Origin of the sequence: Gilliamella bombicola, from assembly GCF_900094945.1 — a bacterium.
Classification (GTDB): Bacteria; Pseudomonadota; Gammaproteobacteria; order Enterobacterales; family Orbaceae; genus Gilliamella; species Gilliamella bombicola.
Genome location: NZ_FMAQ01000001.1, coordinates 32,895 through 51,029 on the forward strand (window position 1 = coordinate 32,895; position 18,135 = coordinate 51,029).

The 18,135-nt window shown below is 37.6% G+C and carries 17 protein-coding genes, 1 tRNA gene and 1 pseudogene; 7 read left to right on the top strand and 12 right to left on the bottom strand.

Features of this window, described 5'->3' with window-relative positions; genetic code table 11:
* Positions 1 to 87 precede the first annotated feature (87 nt).
* Positions 88 to 1,008 (bottom strand): L-lactate dehydrogenase, encoded by a 921-nt coding sequence (locus GA0061081_RS00170; RefSeq protein ID WP_091345940.1) that lies wholly within the window; start codon positions 1,006 to 1,008, stop codon positions 88 to 90.
* Positions 1,009 to 1,420: 412 nt separating this feature from the next.
* On the opposite strand from GA0061081_RS00170, the gene GA0061081_RS00175 reads away from it, so the two are divergent.
* Genes GA0061081_RS00175 through GA0061081_RS00190 form a run of 4 tightly spaced genes read left to right on the top strand, consistent with a single transcriptional unit; the run spans position 1,421 to position 4,937 of the window.
* Complete coding sequence (locus GA0061081_RS00175) at positions 1,421 to 2,341, top strand: metal ABC transporter substrate-binding protein (RefSeq protein ID WP_091345941.1); 921 nt, start codon at positions 1,421 to 1,423, stop codon at positions 2,339 to 2,341.
* Complete coding sequence (locus GA0061081_RS00180) at positions 2,341 to 3,234, top strand: manganese/iron ABC transporter ATP-binding protein (RefSeq protein WP_091345943.1); 894 nt, start codon at positions 2,341 to 2,343, stop codon at positions 3,232 to 3,234. The genes GA0061081_RS00175 and GA0061081_RS00180 overlap by 1 nt, the downstream gene beginning before the upstream one ends.
* 3 nt (positions 3,235 to 3,237) lie before the next feature.
* The gene (locus GA0061081_RS00185) at positions 3,238 to 4,104 is read left to right on the top strand and encodes a metal ABC transporter permease (RefSeq protein ID WP_091345945.1); all 867 of its coding nucleotides are present in this window, start codon (positions 3,238 to 3,240) and stop codon (positions 4,102 to 4,104) included.
* Positions 4,101 to 4,937: a metal ABC transporter permease gene (locus GA0061081_RS00190; protein ID WP_091345949.1), complete on the top strand. Its 837-nt coding sequence runs from the start codon at positions 4,101 to 4,103 to the stop codon at positions 4,935 to 4,937. The genes GA0061081_RS00185 and GA0061081_RS00190 overlap by 4 nt, the downstream gene beginning before the upstream one ends.
* A gap of 123 nt (positions 4,938 to 5,060) precedes the next feature.
* Here GA0061081_RS00190 and dnaB read toward each other — a convergent pair whose 3' ends face one another.
* The 4 genes from dnaB to GA0061081_RS00210 form a co-directional block, all read right to left on the bottom strand.
* Complete coding sequence (dnaB, locus tag GA0061081_RS00195) at positions 5,061 to 6,485, bottom strand: replicative DNA helicase (protein WP_091345951.1); 1,425 nt, start codon at positions 6,483 to 6,485, stop codon at positions 5,061 to 5,063.
* Between the two features lie 48 nt (positions 6,486 to 6,533).
* Positions 6,534 to 7,325 (bottom strand): tRNA pseudouridine(38-40) synthase TruA, encoded by a 792-nt coding sequence (gene truA / locus GA0061081_RS00200; protein WP_091345953.1) that lies wholly within the window; start codon positions 7,323 to 7,325, stop codon positions 6,534 to 6,536.
* Entirely contained in the window at positions 7,312 to 8,331 is a 1,020-nt protein-coding gene (locus GA0061081_RS00205; protein ID WP_091345955.1) for an aspartate-semialdehyde dehydrogenase, read from the bottom strand. Before GA0061081_RS00205 ends, truA begins: the two co-directional genes overlap by 14 nt.
* A 173-nt stretch (positions 8,332 to 8,504) precedes the next feature.
* Positions 8,505 to 9,515: a hypothetical protein gene (locus tag GA0061081_RS00210; protein WP_091345957.1), complete on the bottom strand. Its 1,011-nt coding sequence runs from the start codon at positions 9,513 to 9,515 to the stop codon at positions 8,505 to 8,507.
* Positions 9,516 to 9,768: 253 nt separating this feature from the next.
* Here GA0061081_RS00210 and GA0061081_RS11230 point away from each other — a divergent pair.
* Positions 9,769 to 9,894 (top strand): annotated as a pseudogene (locus GA0061081_RS11230) (LacI family DNA-binding transcriptional regulator); the annotation flags it as partial.
* A gap of 12 nt (positions 9,895 to 9,906) precedes the next feature.
* Positions 9,907 to 10,815 carry a substrate-binding domain-containing protein gene (locus tag GA0061081_RS00215; RefSeq protein ID WP_245176370.1) on the top strand — a complete coding sequence of 303 codons (909 nt, stop codon included), beginning with the start codon at positions 9,907 to 9,909 and terminating at the stop codon, positions 10,813 to 10,815.
* A 69-nt stretch (positions 10,816 to 10,884) separates the two neighbouring features.
* On the opposite strand, the gene GA0061081_RS00220 is transcribed toward GA0061081_RS00215, so the two are convergent.
* Positions 10,885 to 11,112, bottom strand: a complete 228-nt coding sequence (locus GA0061081_RS00220) for a hypothetical protein (RefSeq protein ID WP_091345961.1) — start codon at positions 11,110 to 11,112, stop codon at positions 10,885 to 10,887.
* Here GA0061081_RS00220 and GA0061081_RS00225 point away from each other — a divergent pair.
* Positions 11,111 to 11,359 carry a hypothetical protein gene (locus tag GA0061081_RS00225; protein ID WP_091345962.1) on the top strand — a complete coding sequence of 83 codons (249 nt, stop codon included), beginning with the start codon at positions 11,111 to 11,113 and terminating at the stop codon, positions 11,357 to 11,359. The genes GA0061081_RS00220 and GA0061081_RS00225 overlap by 2 nt on opposite strands.
* Before the next feature lie 415 nt (positions 11,360 to 11,774).
* Here GA0061081_RS00225 and truB read toward each other — a convergent pair whose 3' ends face one another.
* The 6 genes from truB to GA0061081_RS00255 all read right to left on the bottom strand — a co-directional run bounded on the left by truB (position 11,775) and on the right by GA0061081_RS00255 (position 18,065).
* On the bottom strand, positions 11,775 to 12,683 hold the full coding sequence (gene truB / locus GA0061081_RS00230; protein WP_209435330.1) for a tRNA pseudouridine(55) synthase TruB: 909 nt from the start codon (positions 12,681 to 12,683) through the stop codon (positions 11,775 to 11,777).
* A gap of 66 nt (positions 12,684 to 12,749) precedes the next feature.
* The gene (gene rbfA, locus GA0061081_RS00235) at positions 12,750 to 13,127 is read right to left on the bottom strand and encodes a 30S ribosome-binding factor RbfA (protein WP_065586528.1); all 378 of its coding nucleotides are present in this window, start codon (positions 13,125 to 13,127) and stop codon (positions 12,750 to 12,752) included.
* A gap of 65 nt (positions 13,128 to 13,192) precedes the next feature.
* Entirely contained in the window at positions 13,193 to 15,829 is a 2,637-nt protein-coding gene (infB, locus tag GA0061081_RS00240) for a translation initiation factor IF-2 (RefSeq protein WP_091345964.1), read from the bottom strand.
* Positions 15,830 to 15,846: 17 nt separating this feature from the next.
* Positions 15,847 to 17,322, bottom strand: a complete 1,476-nt coding sequence (nusA, locus tag GA0061081_RS00245; RefSeq protein WP_091345966.1) for a transcription termination factor NusA — start codon at positions 17,320 to 17,322, stop codon at positions 15,847 to 15,849.
* A 16-nt stretch (positions 17,323 to 17,338) separates the two neighbouring features.
* Positions 17,339 to 17,800, bottom strand: a complete 462-nt coding sequence (gene rimP, locus GA0061081_RS00250; protein ID WP_091345968.1) for a ribosome maturation factor RimP — start codon at positions 17,798 to 17,800, stop codon at positions 17,339 to 17,341.
* Positions 17,801 to 17,988: 188 nt separating this feature from the next.
* Positions 17,989 to 18,065 (bottom strand) — tRNA-Met (locus GA0061081_RS00255).
* Positions 18,066 to 18,135: the final 70 nt, after the last annotated feature.

The following is an 18,135-nucleotide window of genomic DNA, read 5'->3' on the forward strand; positions in this document are numbered from 1 at the left end:
ATTTTTTAAAGACCAAAACGTCCTAAACCAAACCACTCCCAGCTATTTTATATATAATAGTAGGTATTAAAATGTTTTTACTGCAAGTTATCTAATTTGATCAATATACCCTTTTACTATATTTACGCTTTTTTCAAAGAGTTGTTTTTCATTTTCGGTAAAGTCGAGCTTGATCACTTTTTTGATTCCATGCTGATCTAAAATTGCAGGGACACCAATAGCAACATTTTTATAGCCATACTCTCCGTCTAAAATACAACTGAGCGCTAATGCTCGGTGGCTGTTGGTGAATATATGTTGGCATATTTCGGTGATAGTGCTGGCAATACCGTATTCGGTACAGTGTTTTCGATTCGCTATTTCAAAGCCCATTTTTCGAGCTTGGCTACCCACTTCATCAAAATCTATTTTGTTTTTTTCTAGATCATTTAAATTAATACCATAAACTGATGAATGAGACCAAACTGGAAACTGCGAATCACCATGTTCGCCCACAATGAAGGCGTCAATGCTTTGTGGGCCTATGTCCATTTTTTCGCCTAACAATCGACGTAATCGTACCGTATCAAGCCATACCCCTGTACCAATTACGCGGTGACGAGGTAGCCCTGATAGTTTCCAGACTTGATATGTGATGGCATCGCAAGGGTTGGTTGCAATTAAGAAGATGCCTTTAAATCCATTACTCATCATGTTAGGTACAATGCTAGCAACAATTTTAGATGTACCAGCAAGTTCTTCGGCTCGGCTTTTTTGGGCTATGCCTGATGTGACGGTGATAATGGCAATATCTATGTCAGCGCAATCTGTCGATTCACGCAAGCTAACTTTAACCATGTTTTGCCGATAAGCGGCGGCATCTAATAAGTCTTGCGCATGTCCATAGGCTAGCTCTTTATTGAGGTCAACGAGTGCGATTTCTTCACAAATGCCTCGGTTAACCAATGTATAAGCTGTTGTTGATCCAACATTACCCACGCCAATAATCATTACTTTTCGTAATTTCATGTTAAGCCTCGCTTGATTTAAGAAATAGGTAAAACAGTAAAAATTAGCTCAATAATATACCTTTAGGTATTATCAATAAAGAGACATTATTGCGACCTAGTTAATTATTTGTTTTGTGCTAACTATTAGTTAAATAGACGGAATTACCTACTATTTAATTGAGTTTTATATACAATAAATTCAGGCTATCGTTATAGCAATAATGAAGCAAGAAACAGCGAGTTTTAAAAAGGATTTGACTTTATTACACCAAATGATAATAATTCTCATTAACATTTAATTTTATTGCTGTTGCAAACGGTAATGCTGTTTCATTATTATAACTAATTAAATAAAAGATCTCTGCTTGATTGTTATATCGCTATCACTGAATTTTGTTATTTGATTATGTGTTGTTTGCAAGGAGTCGCTAATGAAGTTCATTTTTTTTAAAAACCGCAAAACGTTATTAAAGGTTATTTTAACTTCGTTAATTATTTTGGCTGGTCTTTCTGAATCTGCCCATGCGGTAGGAAAAAAGTTTAAAGTGGTTACCACCTTTACCATTATTCAAGATATTGCGCAAAATGTTGCTGGTGATGCTGCTGAGGTTGAGTCAATTACCAAAGTCGGGGCTGAAATTCATGAGTACGATCCCACTCCGAAAGATATCACTAAAGTGCATTCAGCCGATTTGGTGTTATGGAATGGCCTTAATTTAGAGCTTTGGTTTAAACGTTTTTTTGAAGACGTTAAAGATGTACCTTCGGTTGTAGTGACAGAGGGTATTGAGCCAATGCCAATTCAAGAAGGTAGCTATAAAGGTAACCCAAATCCGCATGCTTGGATGTCGCCAACGTTGGCTTTAATTTATGTTGAAAATATCCGTGCGGCGTTTGTTAAATACGATCCTAAAAATGCAGATATTTATAATAAAAACGCAGCCGATTATATTGCTAAAATTAAAGCTCTTGATGCACCATTACGTGAACGTTTAGCTAAAATTCCTGAAGCTAAACGTTGGTTAGTCACCAGTGAGGGCGCGTTTAGTTATTTGGCTCGTGACTATAATTTGAAAGAAGCTTACCTTTGGCCAATCAATGCCGAGCAACAAGGCACCCCTCAGCAAGTTAGGCATTTAATTGATTTAGTTAGAGCAAATGATATTCCTGTTATTTTTAGTGAGAGTACTATTTCAGATAAGCCCGCTAAACAAGTTAGTAAAGAAACCGATATTAAATATGGCGGCGTTTTATATGTCGATTCACTTTCAACTAAAGATGGCCCTGTACCCACTTATATTGATCTACTCAAAGTGACCGTTGAAACTATCGCTAAAGGATTTGAAAAATAATGACTCAAATTTGCTTGAATGTTGATGATATCACCGTGACTTATAATAATGGTCATACCGCAATTTATGATGCTAGCTTTCGCTTAAATGGTGGCACTATCTGTGCGTTAGTTGGCGTTAATGGTAGTGGTAAATCGACGTTATTTAAAAGCATTATGGGGATGGTTCGTCCAACTCGTGGTCATGTCACATTTAATGATATGTCAGTTAAGCAGACCTTAAAACAAAATATCATTGCTTATGTCCCACAAACCGAAGAGGTCGATTGGGATTTTCCTGTCCTTGTGTCAGATGTGGTCATGATGGGGCGATATGGGCATATGTCCTTTTTACGTATTCCAAGTAAAGAAGATAAAAAACAGGTCGATCTTGCCCTTGAGCGTGTCAATATGCTCGATTTTAAACATCGTCAGATTGGTGAACTGTCAGGTGGACAAAAAAAACGGGTATTTTTAGCTCGAGCGTTAGCTCAGCAAGGTAAAGTGCTGTTGCTAGATGAACCCTTTACTGGGGTTGATGTTAAAACTGAAAATGCCATTATTGATCTGTTGAAAAATCTGCGCAAAGAAGGCCATTTGATTTTAGTTTCAACTCATAACTTAGGTAGTGTGCCAGAATTTTGCGATCAAGTGGTATTAATTAATCAAACTGTTTTGGCCTTTGGTCCAACTAAAACAACCTTTACACCACAAAATTTAATGACCACCTTTGGTGGTGCCCTGCGTTACCTGAGTTTGTCGGGCGAACAATTGCACGATGATGAAGATCCTCGTAAAGTATCGATCTTAACCGATGATGAACGCGCTGCAATTTTTTATGGGGAAGGTAAGCATGACTCACCTCATCGAGATTTGCTAGTTAACCATCACGATAATGAACCAAAAGGGCAATAATAAATGGAACTATTACTTGAACCATTCACCTACGGTTTTATGTTAAAAGCAATTTGGGTAAGTAGTATTGTGGGTGCTGCCTGTGCTTTTTTATCGGCTTTTTTAATGTTAAAAGGTTGGTCACTCATGGGCGATGCGCTTTCGCATTCTGTTGTGCCTGGAGTTGCAGGGGCTTATGCGTTGGGGGTACCTTATTCTGTTGGTGCTTTTTTTACCGGATTACTCGCTGCGCTAGCCATTACGCTAGTGCGTGCCTTTACCCGATTAAAAGCAGACGCCATTATTGGTTTTATCTTTTCAACCTTTTTTGCTGTCGGTTTGTTAATTATTTCGCTCAATCCAACATCAATCAATGCGCAAACCATTATATTTGGCAATATTCTAGGAATTGATGATAGTGATATGTGGCAAGTGCAAATCATTATTTTGGTGTCTTTTATATTACTTTTCTTTTTTTGGAAGGATTTGTTAGTCGTTTTTTTTGATGAAACCCATGCCCGATCCATTGGATTAAAACCACTACCATTAAAAATCCTATTTTTTACCATTTTAAGCGCCTGCACTGTTGCGGCACTGCAAACTGTTGGTGCCATTTTAGTAATTGCTATGGTTATTACACCTGGTGCAACCGCTTACTTATTGACTAATCGATTTTCGCACTTATTGATTATTTCGGTTCTAATTGGTGCGATAACAAGTGCTATTGGTGCTTGGATCAGTTACTTTTTAAATGGCGAAACCGGTGGCGTTATTGTTACGTTGCAAACGCTAATATTTATTGCTGCATTCTTATTTGCTCCACAGCAAGGGTTAATTGTAAATCGCCTTAGGATCCGCCAAAGCCGTTTAAATAAAAGGGGGCTGGTATGACAGAGTTTTGGGAATATATCTATTATCCGCTTACTCTTCCCCTTATTCAGCGCGCAATCTTAGCTTCGTTAGCAACCGGTATTGTGTGTGCCCTACTATCTTGTTTTTTAGTTTTAAAAGGTTGGTCGTTAATGGGCGATGCGATTTCGCATGCGGTTTTACCCGGCATTGTGCTGGCATATGTAGCAGGTATCCCTATTATCATCGGTGCTTTTGCTTCTGGCCTATTTTGCTCGGTTGCAACAGGTTATATTAAAGAAAACAGTCGCATTAAAGAAGATACGGTCATGGGAATTGTGTTTTCGGGGATGTTTGCTTTTGGCTTAGTGTTATTTTCCAAAGTAGATACATCGCAACATTTAAATCATATCCTATTTGGTAGTGTGCTTGGCACCAGTTATGACGAGCTTAAACAGATCATCTTTATTGCTGTAATTGTCTCGCTTTTAATTATCATTAAACGCCGTGATCTTATGCTCTATTGCTTCGACCCAGTGCAAGCTAAAGTTGTAGGACTGCCCGTTAAGTTACTCCATTACGGTTTGTTGAGTGTTTTGGCTTTAACTATTGTAGGATCATTAAAAGTCGCTGGGATGATTTTAGTTATTGCGATGTTAATAGCCCCTGGCATCACTGCTTTTTCATTAAGTAAACGCTTTGAATGGATGTTAGTGATTGCCGTATTGGTTTCGACATTTTCAACAGTGATGGGAACGTTAATAAGTTATTATATAGATGCGTCAACTAGCGCTTGTATCGTTATTTTACAAGCAACTCTTTTTTTATTTGCCCAAACTTATCAGTTTGTTGCTCACAAAAAAGTGCGCCGTTAAATTAATTTTTGAAACTACTATTGAAATCACTATTAAAACTACATTGTTAATAGCTATAAAAAAACAGCGTAAATATATTTGTAACTCTATTTACGCTGTACTGATGCTTATTACTTTTAGTTTTTACTCATCATCCAGATATTTACTATTATCTGCATAATTATCAAAACGTGAAAACTGACCTTGGAATTTTAATCGTACTTTACCAATTGGTCCATTTCGTTGTTTCCCTAAAATGATTTCAGCAATACCTTTATGTTCTGATGCTTCGTTATACACCTCGTCACGATAGATAAACATAATCACATCAGCATCTTGTTCAATGGATCCCGATTCACGCAAGTCTGAGTTAACCGGTCTTTTATCAGCACGTTGTTCCAAACTACGATTAAGCTGAGATAGCGCAACCACAGGCACTTGTAGTTCTTTAGCCAACGCCTTTAGTGAACGTGATATTTCGGCAATTTCTAGGGTACGATTTTCAGAGATATTAGGCACGCGCATAAGTTGTAAGTAATCGACCATAATCATACTCAACCCTTTATGCTCACGATAAATACGTCTGGCTCTTGAGCGTAACTCCATTGGCGTTAAGCCTGATGAGTCATCAATATAGATATTTTTCTTTTCCAGCAATAATCCCATTGTGCTTGAAATTCTTGCCCAATCATCGTCTTGTAATTGCCCTGTTCGAATTCGGGTTTGGTCAACACGCGAAAGTGACGCTAACATACGCATCATAATTTGTTCTGATGGCATTTCTAAGCTGAATATTAACACCGGCTTTTCTTGCTCTAGAGCAGCATTTTCACACAAATTCATGGCAAAGGTGGTTTTACCCATTGATGGCCTTGCTGCAATAATAATTAAATCAGAACGCTGTAAACCAGCTGTTTTTTTATCTAAATCAGTATAACCGGTTGAAACCCCTGTCACACCATCATGTGGACGTTGGAATAACTCTTCAATCTTAGCCACTGTTGCTTCTAGTACTTCGGTAATACTTTTTGGGCCTTCGCCTTGTTTAGTTCGGCTTTCAGCAATTTGGAAGATTTTGCTTTCCGCCAGATCTAAAATTTCGGTACTATCCCGTCCTTCTGTGGCATAACAGTTATCGGCAATATCATTTGATGCGCTAATTAATTCACGCAAAATCGCTTGTTGGCGAATAATATCGCTATAAGCAACGACATTAATCGCACTTGGCGTGTTTTTAGAAAGCTCGGCCAAATAAGCAAATCCACCTACATCGGCTAATAGATCTTTACTTTCAAGACTTTCTGAAAGAGTAATTAAATCAATTGGCGTCCCTTTGCTGACCAAGGTATGCATTTCAGAAAAGATCAATTGATGATGACGCGAGTAAAAATCTCGCTCAGTGATCATTTCAGATACCGCATCCCAACGTTGATTATCAAGCATCAAGCTACCCAGCACCGCTTGTTCAGCTTCGATTGAGTGCGGTGGAAGCTTGATATTGTGCAGATTTGATTTTTCTGCTTCTTGATTTTTAGAATCTTTGTTTGTTCTTGTTCGATCAGTATTCATTACATTCATCTTTTGTTCTAAATTGAATTTATTGCTAAGCTACTTCGCTTATCTTAAAAATAATGGACCTAAACTAGGATCGGGGATTTGGTATTCAGATGGATAATCCACCTGAACTAAATATAATCCTTCCGGTTTTGCTGTTGCGGCAGCTTGCGTTCTGTCCTTAGCTTGCAAAAGTTCATAAATCCACTCTGGACGCTGATTTCCCGCTCCAACTTCAAGTAAACTACCCACAATATTGCGTACCATGTGGTGCACAAATGCATTGGCTTTTATATCAACAATAATATATGCACCTTGCCTTGTCACTTCAATATGATGAATATTTCGCCAAGGCGTTCTTGATTGGCATTGAGCCGCTCGAAATGATGAAAAGTCGTTTTCACCTAATAAATACTGCGCCGCTTGGTGCATTAATATTTCGTTTAATGGTAAATAATAATGTGATACCCCTTTAGCTAAAATAGCAGGACGATAGCGATGATTATAGATCACATAACGGTAACGCCGAGCTATCGCACTAAACCTTGCATGAAAACTATCCTCAACGGTTTGCGACCAGCGCACTGCAATATTATCAGGTAAATGCGAGTTAACGCCCATTGTCCAAGCACTCGGTGAGCGCTCTGCTTGGGTTTCAAAATGCACAACTTGTCCTGTAGCATGCACGCCAGCATCGGTTCGACCAGCACAAAATACGTTGATTGGCGCATTAGCAATAATTGATAATGCAGATTCTAGCTTTTCTTGGATAGAATCGACAGATTGCTGTCGTTGCCAGCCAAAATAACCACTGCCATCATATTCAATACCAAGGGCAATTTTACAGGTAGTCATTAATCAGGATCTCAAGCGTCTCAATTAACATCAATGCCCCTAAATAACGGATATTATCGGCTACTGACCAAAATTGAATTTGTTCATAATGGCCATAACTATGTCTTAAATTCGCTAACTTTATAACCAAATTGTGTTCTGATTCGGTACTGACTTCGGTCACTGGCGTTGGCAAATTATCGCCTTGTACTTCAACACCAAATTCACCAAAGCGTGCCATATCTAATTCAATCGGTAAGCTACTTGATACATTAATAGCTTGTGACACGCCATAAAACACGGGCACAATCACTGACTCGATAGAGACAGGAAGTTCATAATTACTCAATACTTTACGGATCTGATCAACTTGTGATTTTTCTCCTAGTATTGCATCGTGATGTTCGTGCGATACCGGTAATAGATTAAAAGCTAATTGCTTATCAAACAGTTGATTATCAACTGGCATACCATTTAACAAGCGAGCACTTTGCCCTGCCAGCTCATCAACACCCGGCTTACCATACAATGATGCTGGGATAAAACTAGTCGCATGTAAATTTGTTAATAATTCCATATCAGTTAATGAAGCAACACAACGCAACAACTGGCATACAGTGGCACTAGCAACGGCAATGATGTTTTCATTACGGTATTCGGTCAATACACTATTATTGACTTTAGGTACCACTAATGGAATATGATCTTGCTGAGCAAAATAACCACTTGCATCAATTACCACACATCCAGATTCTGCAGCAACTTGCGCATACTTTTCACTGGTTTTAGCACCAGCGACAAAAAAAGCAAAATGGCACTCGCTCCAATCCATTTGTGTACTATCAATCACCGTTAAATTTTTACCAGCAAAGCGAACTATTTCACCAGCGCTATTGTCGCTACCGACTAAATAAAGATTTTCAATTTTTAGACTACTGTCTTGTAAACTACGTTGCTGTAGCAACTCAACTAGCGCAGAACCAACTTGGCCTGTCGCCCCTATAATAGCAATATTCCATGCAGACATATTTATAAACCCAATAAAAAATTTAGCGGTAATTATATCACTATATTGTCAAAGATAGATGAATAGATTTTATTTGACTATAAGCCTGAACATTAAAACGATAAGCCATCATCAAGATGGCTTTGTTGATACTAAGCTTTTAGTTATAGTTAACTCGATTATTATATTAACATCTAGCTACCTAACTCATCTTCCGCATGTTTTATCGCTTGTCGATCTTGTTCAATTAAACAAGTAAGTACTTTATGTAAATAAAGTTCGATATCACTCTCATGAATTGGAGCTGGTGTAGCTAAACACGTTTTATTTATGTTTTGTTTTAATGCTGTAAATGAATCTTGTTGTTGCTTTTTATTATCAAGCTGATTTACTTTTTCTTTTAGCTGATCTTGATAATAATGATAAACTCTAGATGCAAGACTATAATCGGAAGAGCCATCCTTAGATGATTGATCAAAAAGTGCAATTGACTCTTCTAATGTTAAACCATACTCAACAGCGCCTTCGTGAAATTTAGTATTAAATTGGTTAGGATAAATAATTTGATAAGTTGCTTCTGGCATATTGATTTGCATCTCTTTAAGCACAAATCTCATATTACTGGTATCAACATTGTAATGCTTCCATAATGTAGGAAAAGTCCCAGACTCATCCTCAATCGGCTCTGATTTTATTGACAATAATGTGTAAATATCGCCACTTGGTGCAATATAGTAATGCTGATAGCCATTCCAAAGATTAGGATTATTAGAAAAAGAATTATTTGCTAAAAAAAGCTTATCAATTACCTGATTTTTGCTGATTAAAGATAACGTAATATCTCGCCCTAAATTAGGTAAATCTTCTTCGTTTTGATTCTTAGGATTAATTGGGCTAATGCTCAATTTTAGTTGAAAATCATTACCATTATAGGCAATAGGATCTTCATCAATTAATTTATCTAGCCGTTTAAAATCAAATTTCAAATTGTTGAGAGGACAACGGCTATCATATTTTATCTTTTCTTTTTTATCGAGTTGATTATATTCATCTTCGTTTCTAGCGCAATCTTGTTGCAATTGATGCATATCAACACTCATAAAAAATGGTTCACCACGATATTTAGAGTTAATATCAAGTAATTGACCATAGACACAATAACTAAACATAAATAAAATTGCGCCCAATAAAAGTTTCAGTTTCATATCAAATTCCTTTTTCTACCTCATGTTAGAATCATTTCATTCTATTTTTTCATTCAAGTATATTTTTCACATTATATATAACATGGTTATATTACTTATACCATATTTTTGATACAGCATATCCGTTTAAGCGGTTTAGATACCTATGATAGATATTTTGGAACACAGATCGACAAAACAAAATTCGATCCCTTACAAAACAACTCAATATCAGTAAAGTGATAAGCCATTTTAATTAATTTTATTTATTAATATGCCAAAAATCACCCTATCAACAATTGCCAAAAAAGCCAACACATCAGTCGCTTCGGTATCTAGAGTGTTAAAAAAACCACATTTAACGTCCTCTCAAATACAACTACGCGTTTATAAAGCTATTGAGGAATTAAATATGGACACATCAAAAAATTTCAAACCCTATAAACCTATACATAACAGTGGCAAGATATTAATTATTGATAACCAACTTTTTACAAAGAGCTTAATCAATATTGGTTTAGAACAAGAACTAAAAGAAAAGCAGTATCAAGTGTTTTATTTGCAGTTTCCTTATAATAATAAAAGTGATATCCATCATATTATTCGTTATGTTGCTCAAAATGCCTTTGACGGAATTATCATTATTAATGATGCTCCCTACTTAAAAACGTTGGTTGCTTATAAGAATACATTACCACCTATTGTATTAGTTAATCATTTTTCGCTTGATTTTGTTTGTGTGCACTTTGATCATTTATTAATTGGGCATCAAATAACAAAATATTTGATTGATAAATCACATAGCAAAATTGCCATTTTGCTTAACAATGAAACACTAACCAGCACCATGCTTTTGCTACAAGGTTATAAACAGGCTTTACTGCGCGCCAGTATTGCTATTGAACCCCGATATATTATTCACGGCTGCTTTACCTATCAACATGCTAGATCAGCGGTAAATAAACTAATAAACAGCACAAAATCACCTACTGCGATTATTTGTACCGATCATTTTAGTTTAAATTACTTGAATAAAAATAACTATAAAGAACAACACCACCAATTACCCGATAGCATGGTTCTGGGCGCCTTGCACCAAGCCAATGAAAATAAAGCAAAACTGACTAAACCACTTACAATATCGTATTTTAGTGCCTCTAAGGAACTTAAATACAATGAATTAGATAGCCTGTGCAGAATAAATAAACCATTGTTTAAAATGGGCCAAAAATCGGCTGCTTTACTGTGTGAGCTTATAGAAAACACAATAAAACCCATTAAGCGATGTACAATCATTAACACTGAATCGATGTTTTATTAATGTTTGAGCCGCATGATTTATTGTTAAACTTATTGTAATCAACGTTTCACCACCAAGTTCACTTACTAGTTACATTTGGTCGATGATGTCTTGTTCTTTTTCTTGGTTAAAGATATGTTTGAGCTCGTTATTGACATGCCAAGTATCACAACTTAATTCGTTGATATCTTGTTTTTGTTCCTCTTTATTACAGATAATAATCGCCCCTTTCGCTACCGCAGTGTAACTACCCCCTAAAATAGTACAGCCAAAAAGTAGAAAATTCTCTATGATAAAAGTAAAAGAGGATTGAAACATGAAAAAGATGACAGAGCATCAAATCGTATCTATTTTAAAAGAAGTTGAAGCAAGTATTCCTATTAAAGAGTTTTGCCATAAATATGGCATGAAAATTCAATATTTTATAAATGTTTTGTTACCAACCATGATAACAAATCCGCCTTTACCGATACAGGAAACACACAAAAAAAACATTAATAAAATCAATGCCTTTTCTGACCGTTTTTGTAAGAAAAATAGGAATAAGTGTATTTTTTATTTTTGAATAGAGGATATATAGCACTCAGTCAAATTCAATTCGTTTTGTGTTATTTAGTCCCTAAGAAGCAACAATTCTATCCGCTATCTTTATGAATTGCAGTGGCTGTATCTTCATAGTCTATTTATGATCTGCAAGATCGCAATTTTCGTTGCAAGTACACTAACTTTTACTGTTGGTATTTTAGCAATTTGCTGGATTCCTAAATCAATTTCTAAATAACGATAAGGGAGTTGTAACTATCCTTTTAACTAGTACAGCAAAAAGTAGTAAATTCGCTTTGGTTAAAATAACAGAGTACCAAATCGTCTTTATATTAAAATTATAGTTTAGGCAGAGATTTTCTGAACCGAGTTTACAATCATAACTTCTGCTGTACTATTTGCTTGTTTTTTTACAGTGGGATTTAAACCACGCAAGATTAGTTGATGAATGTTGATATTAAGCGTTTTGGCGATAATTTGTTACTTTGCATCACACCGGCACCAATAAATAGCTGACCTTGATAAATTCGCACTAAGGTTTCAACTTGCGTAGTATTTTCAAGTTCAATGGTTCGTCCTAACAATATATCTTTACCTTGTGCATCAGTCAGCGTGATTTTTGGACGTTCTTGTAACGGGCTATCAACAGGCATTAACAGTTCATCCTTTTCGAACCTATTTTGTAATGCATATAAACTGATCATTTTATCAATCGGATAATTAGATACTTGTAATCGTCTTAAATAAATAACATGTGCCCCACAACCCAGTAATTCGCCTAAATCATCAATAATTGTGCGAATATAAGTGCCTTTAGAGCAGTGTATTTCTAGGGTTAATTCGTTTTTTATAGCATCAAATTGAATAAATTGATTTTCGTAAACGGTAATAGGTCTAGCTTCACGTTCAATGACAATACCTTGGCGGGCATATTCGTAAAGTGGTTTGCCTTGATATTTTAAAGCCGAAAACATGGTCGGCACTTGTAAAATATCACCTCGAAAATGTGTTAAAGCTTGGTTAATTTGCGATTCGGTTACGTTGACAGGCTTAGTGCAAATAATTTGCCCATCAGCATCAGAGGTATCTGTACGTTCACCAAGTTTGGCGATAACTCGGTAGCGCTTGTCTGAATCTAATAAATACTGTGAAAATTTGGTCGCTTCACCAAAACAGATAGGCAACATGCCTGTCGCTAATGGATCAAGTGCCCCTGTGTGCCCTGCTTTTTTAGCATTAAATAGCCATTTCACTTTTTGCAACGCATCGTTGGATGTCATGCCTTGGGGTTTGTCTAGTAACAAAACGCCGTGAAGATCACGGCGAGTTCTTTTTATATTCATCATTTATTTTATACTGAAATGCATAGTTATCTGAAATTTTTTTAAAAATTCAGGGCTATTTTTTTAATATTAATCTTTATGACGCTCGTTATCATGCTTGATAACATCCGCCACCAAGCTCGACATTTGCATACCTTTAACGAGCGACTCATCGTAAAAGAATTTGATCTCAGGAATGATTCGCAAACGCATCGCTTTGCCAATCAAAGTGCGAATATAGCCTTTAGCATCATTAAGTACTGCTAAACCTTGTTCAATCACTTGCGGATCATCGTCATTTAAAAAAGTGACAAACACTTTAGCATAGGCAAGATCGCGCGAAATATCAACACCCGAAACAGTAACCATGCCAAGACGAGGATCTTTAATTTCTCGTTGTAAGATAATTGCAATTTCTTTTTGTAATTCATGCCCAACTCGAGATGAACGATTAAATGCTTTTGCCATATCTATTTTCCTTAAAAAATGAATAAGTAAGGCTAAACCTTGCTTATAACATTAATACGTTGTAATTAGATCGTACGTTTGATTTCGATAGTTTCAAAGACTTCAATCGTATCGCCAACACGAACATCGTTGTAGTTACGCACACCAATACCACATTCGGTTCCGTTACGGACTTCGTTAACATCATCTTTAAAGCGACGTAATGATTCAAGTTCTCCTTCATAGATAACTACATTATCACGTAGAACACGAATTGGATTATGACGTTTAACCACACCTTCGGTTACCATACAACCAGCAATTGCACCAAATTTAGGTGATTTAAATACATCACGCACTTCAGCAAGACCAATGATTTCTTGTTTGTATTCTGGTGCGAGCATACCGCTCATTGCTTGTTTAACTTCATCAATTAAGTCATAAATAACAGAATAGTAACGTAGATCTAAGTTTTCTGATTCGATCACTTTACGTGCTGATGCATCGGCACGAACGTTGAAACCTAAAATAATCGCATTCGATGCTGCAGCAAGCGATGCATCAGTTTCAGTGATACCACCCACACCTGATCCAATAATTTTAACTTTAACTTCGTCTGTTGACAGTTTAAGTAATGAATCAGAAATTGCTTCAGCCGAACCTTGAACATCCGCTTTTAATACGATATTAAGCTCAGAAACATCGCCTTCTGTCATATTAGTAAACATGTTTTCAAGTTTCGCTTTTTGCTGACGAGCAAGTTTCACATCACGGAATTTACCTTGTCGATAAAGGGCAACTTCACGTGCTTTCTTTTCATCACGCACAACGGTGGCTTCGTCACCTGCTGATGGCACACCAGACAAACCAAGGATTTCAACTGGTATTGATGGACCCGCTTCTGTCACTTCTTTGCCAAGTTCGTTACGCATTGCACGAATACGTCCATATTCAAATCCACAAAGAACGATGTCGCCTTTACGCAGTGTACCTGATTGCACAAGAACAGTAGCTACCGAACCACGACCTTTGTCAAGGAATGATTCAATAACCACACCACTTGCCATACCGGTTTCGTATGCAGTAAGCTCAAGCACTTCCGCTTGTAATAAAATAGCTTCAAGCAGTTGATCAATACCGGTTCCCGCTTTTGCTGAAACATGAACAAACTGTGTATCTCCACCCCAATCTTCTGACATTACACCATATTGAGCAAGTTCACCTTTTACGCGCTCTGGATCAGCTTCTGGTTTATCAATTTTGTTCACAGCAACCACAATTGGCACATTTGCCGCTTTAGCATGTTGAATTGCTTCAATGGTTTGTGGCATCACACCATCATCGGCAGCGACTACAAGTACCACAATATCTGTTGCTTTAGCACCACGCGCACGCATTGAAGTAAATGCCGCATGACCCGGAGTATCTAAGAATGTAATTTCACCGCTTGCGGTTTTAACATGATAAGCACCGATGTGCTGAGTAATACCACCAGCTTCACCTGATGCCACCTTCGCTTTACGGATATAATCAAGCAATGAGGTTTTACCATGGTCAACATGTCCCATAATGGTGACAACTGGAGCGCGTGCAACTTTTTCTGCACCTGTATCACGGTCGCTCATGAGTGATTCTTCAAGCTCATTTTCACGACGTAATACCACTTTATGTCCCATTTCTTCAGCAACAAGCTGCGCAGTTTCTTGGTCAATAACCTGATTGATGGTTGCCATCGCACCCATTTTCATCATAGTTTTGATAACTTCAGAGCCTTTTACTGCCATTTTGTTAGCAAGTTCAGCAACAGTGATGGTTTCACCAATCACAACGTCACGGTTGACTGCCTGTACTGGTTTGTTAAAGCCCTGCTGTAATGTACTTTTACCTTTCTTTTTATGACCACTACGAGTCACTGCACGTGCTTCTTCACGCTCAGCTTTCCCTTCGGATAATTTGCTACCTTTTTTCTGCTTAGTTTGTTTACCACTCCGACCTCGACCACGCGCGCTTTCAACCTCACGATCGGTGTCGTCTTCAGCTGCACGAGCATATTTAGAAGTTGTGACATGGTAATCTTCGTCTTCGGTAGTGTCTTTTTCGTCGATATTACTATATTGTTCAGCTAATTTGCGCGCTTCTTCAGCCATGCGTTTAGCGTCTTCTTCTAGTTTACGACGATTTTCTTCTTCAGCTTTACGTTTAATTTCGTTCGCTTCTGCTTCTAATCGTGCTTTTTCTTCTTGTGCTTTTTTCACTTTTGGATCGTTGGATTGTTCTTGCACTGCTTTTGCTTTTTCTTCTTGTGCACGTTTTTTAGCTTGTGCTTCTTCGCGTTTTTTCGCCTCTTGTGCGGCTAATTTTTCTTTTTCTTCCGCCTCTTTTTTGGCTTTTTGTTCAGCTTCAAGGCGTGCCTTTTCTTGCTCAGCAGCAATTTCGGCTGGATCACGTTTAACAAAAGTGCGTTTTTTACGCACTTCTACTTTAATTTCTTTACTTTTACCACCACCGCTAGACACATTCAAGGTTGAGTGCGTTTTACGTTGCAATGTCAATTTTGTTGGGCCTTGCTGAGGTTTTAAGTGGGCAAGCAAAGCTTCTTTTTCCTTTTGTGTCACAGTATCAGACGCAGTTTTATTCATACCTGCATCGGCAAACTGTTGCAAAAGTGTTTGCACTGGAGTGTTGATTTCTTGAGCCAGTGTTTCGATTGATACTTTGGTCATGTATTACTTTTCCTCAATTATTCATCTGCAAACCAACAAATATTACGTGCAGCCATAATAAAATCGCCAGCTTGTTTGCTTGTTAAGCCTTCAATATCGGCTAGATCTTCGGTACCTTGTTCTGCTAAATCTTCCAAAGTAATGATGTCATGTTGCACTAATTGATAAGCTAACTCTTGTGTCATACCTGGCAGATTAAGTAAATCTTGAGCAGGTTGTTTGTCGCCACTATTTGCTAGTGCAAGTGTTGTTAATGCATCTTTTGCTCGGTTTCTTAATGCTTCAACTAGTTCTTCATCAAGATCTTCGATTTCAAGTAATTCATCAACAGGTACATAGGCAAGTTCCTCAAGCGAGGTAAAGCCTTCTTCAACTAATAGCTGTGCAAGTCCTTCATCAATATCAAGATGTTTAATTAGATTATTGATTGCTGCAAAAGATTCTGCATGGTGTTTTTCTTGCAAATCTTCGGTACTCATTACATTTAATGTCCAACCAGTAAGTTGAGACGCTAAACGAATATTTTGACCATTTCGACCAATGGCTTGTGGTAAAGTGTCTGCATTTACCGCTACGTCCATGGTATGTTTATCTTCATCAACAACGATCGAAACCACATCGGCAGGTGCCATGGCATTGATTACATATTGTGCAGGGTTATCGTCCCATAAAACAATATCAATACGTTCGCCACCAAATTCATTTGATACAGCTTGTACACGCGCTCCACGCATACCAACGCAAGCACCAACAGGGTCAATACGACGGTCATTACTGCTAACAGCAATTTTAGCACGTGAACCCGGATCACGAGCCGCGCCTTTGATGTCGATCATCTCTTCACCGATTTCAGGCACTTCAATGCGGAATAGTTCTTCCATCATTTCGGGGTTCGAACGGCTAATGCAAAGTTGTGCTGGTTTATTATTCTGTTCTACAAGATATAAAATTCCTCGAACACGATCGCCAATACGGAAATTTTCACGCGGTAACATATCATGGCGTGACATCATGGCATCAGCATTGTTGCCTAAGTCAAGAATGACACTATCGCGATTAGTCTTTTTGACAATACCTGTCACAATATCGCCAATACGATGTCTAAACATGTCAATCACCATGGCACGTTCAGCTTCGCGCACTTTTTGCACAATAACTTGTTTAGCCGTTTGCGTGGTGATACGGTCAAAAGCAACTGACTCAATTTGCTCTTCAACATAATCGCCTAGTTGCACTGATGGATCTTCGTATTGTGCTGCATCTAATGTAATTTCTTTCGTTGGTTGGGTAACTTCGTTAACAACTAGCCAACGACGGAAGGTATCATAATCGCCAGTTTTATGGTCAATTTTTACAACAACATCAATATCAACAGCATGTTTCTTTTTAGTGGCCGTTGCTAATGCAGTTTCTAACGCTTCAAAAATTTTGTCGCGCGTAAGCGCTTTTTCGTTTGATACCGCTTCAACAACAGCTAAAATTTCTTTATTCATCCTTTACATCCGTACTCTATTTAAGGTTAAAATTAGGTACAATGTTTGCTTTTTGTATATTGCTAAAAGCAAACACTTCATCATTATCGTCGACAGTTAATGTAATCATCCCACTATCGATAGACTTAATTCGTCCTTTCCATTTGCGACGGTTAGCAACAGGAATACGCAGACTCACTGTGACCTCTTCACCAACAAAACGCAGGTAATGTTCAAGCGTAAACAAAGGCCTGTCCATTCCTGGCGATGAAACTTCAAGATTGTAAGCATCTTTGATAGGGTCTTCGACATCCAGTACTGCACTAATCTGTCGGCTAACATCAGCACAATCATCAACCGTTATACCATTTTCACTATCGATATAGACTCGTAGTACAGGGTAACGACCACGAATATATTCAACCCCGACTAATTCAAAACCAAGAGCATTAACTGGCTCTTGGATAATGTTGGTTAATTGCTGTTCTATATTAGCCAAACAAACCTCCACTGCAAAAAATAAAAAAGGGCATAAAGCCCAACATTTCTTTTAAACTTACGTTTAAATCATAACACAAAAAAAACCTCGACATGCGAGGCTTACATTTAAATACTAACTATAATGAAGCCACTTCATTCGAACTTTCATACAATAGCAGGATAGATTGGTATGAATGAAAATTTAAGTGGTTGCGGGGGCTGGATTTGAACCAACGACCTTCGGGTTATGAGCCCGACGAGCTACCATGCTGCTCCACCCCGCGATAGATGAGTGAGAATTATACGGTATTTTGAATAAAATGCAACTGCAAATCACTGTAGTTTTATTCATAT

Bases quoted from the DNA above. Each gene is read 5' to 3' on its own strand.
- GA0061081_RS00215 (WP_245176370.1), top strand. From the start codon at position 9,907: ATGGACACATCAAAAAATTTCAAACCCTATAAACCTATACATAACAGT.
- GA0061081_RS00210 (WP_091345957.1), bottom strand. From the start codon at position 9,515: ATGAAACTGAAACTTTTATTGGGCGCAATTTTATTTATGTTTAGTTAT.
- GA0061081_RS00170 (WP_091345940.1), bottom strand. From the start codon at position 1,008: ATGAAATTACGAAAAGTAATGATTATTGGCGTGGGTAATGTTGGATCA.
- nusA (WP_091345966.1), bottom strand. From the start codon at position 17,322: ATGAATAAAGAAATTTTAGCTGTTGTTGAAGCGGTATCAAACGAAAAA.
- GA0061081_RS00180 (WP_091345943.1), top strand. From the start codon at position 2,341: ATGACTCAAATTTGCTTGAATGTTGATGATATCACCGTGACTTATAAT.
- dnaB (WP_091345951.1), bottom strand. From the start codon at position 6,485: ATGAATACTGATCGAACAAGAACAAACAAAGATTCTAAAAATCAAGAA.
- GA0061081_RS00175 (WP_091345941.1), top strand. From the start codon at position 1,421: ATGAAGTTCATTTTTTTTAAAAACCGCAAAACGTTATTAAAGGTTATT.
- GA0061081_RS00205 (WP_091345955.1), bottom strand. From the start codon at position 8,331: ATGTCTGCATGGAATATTGCTATTATAGGGGCGACAGGCCAAGTTGGT.
- truA (WP_091345953.1), bottom strand. From the start codon at position 7,325: ATGACTACCTGTAAAATTGCCCTTGGTATTGAATATGATGGCAGTGGT.
- infB (WP_091345964.1), bottom strand. From the start codon at position 15,829: ATGACCAAAGTATCAATCGAAACACTGGCTCAAGAAATCAACACTCCA.
- GA0061081_RS00225 (WP_091345962.1), top strand. From the start codon at position 11,111: ATGAAAAAGATGACAGAGCATCAAATCGTATCTATTTTAAAAGAAGTT.
- GA0061081_RS00190 (WP_091345949.1), top strand. From the start codon at position 4,101: ATGACAGAGTTTTGGGAATATATCTATTATCCGCTTACTCTTCCCCTT.
- GA0061081_RS00185 (WP_091345945.1), top strand. From the start codon at position 3,238: ATGGAACTATTACTTGAACCATTCACCTACGGTTTTATGTTAAAAGCA.
- truB (WP_209435330.1), bottom strand. From the start codon at position 12,683: ATGATGAATATAAAAAGAACTCGCCGTGATCTTCACGGCGTTTTGTTA.
- GA0061081_RS00220 (WP_091345961.1), bottom strand. From the start codon at position 11,112: ATGTTTCAATCCTCTTTTACTTTTATCATAGAGAATTTTCTACTTTTT.
- rbfA (WP_065586528.1), bottom strand. From the start codon at position 13,127: ATGGCAAAAGCATTTAATCGTTCATCTCGAGTTGGGCATGAATTACAA.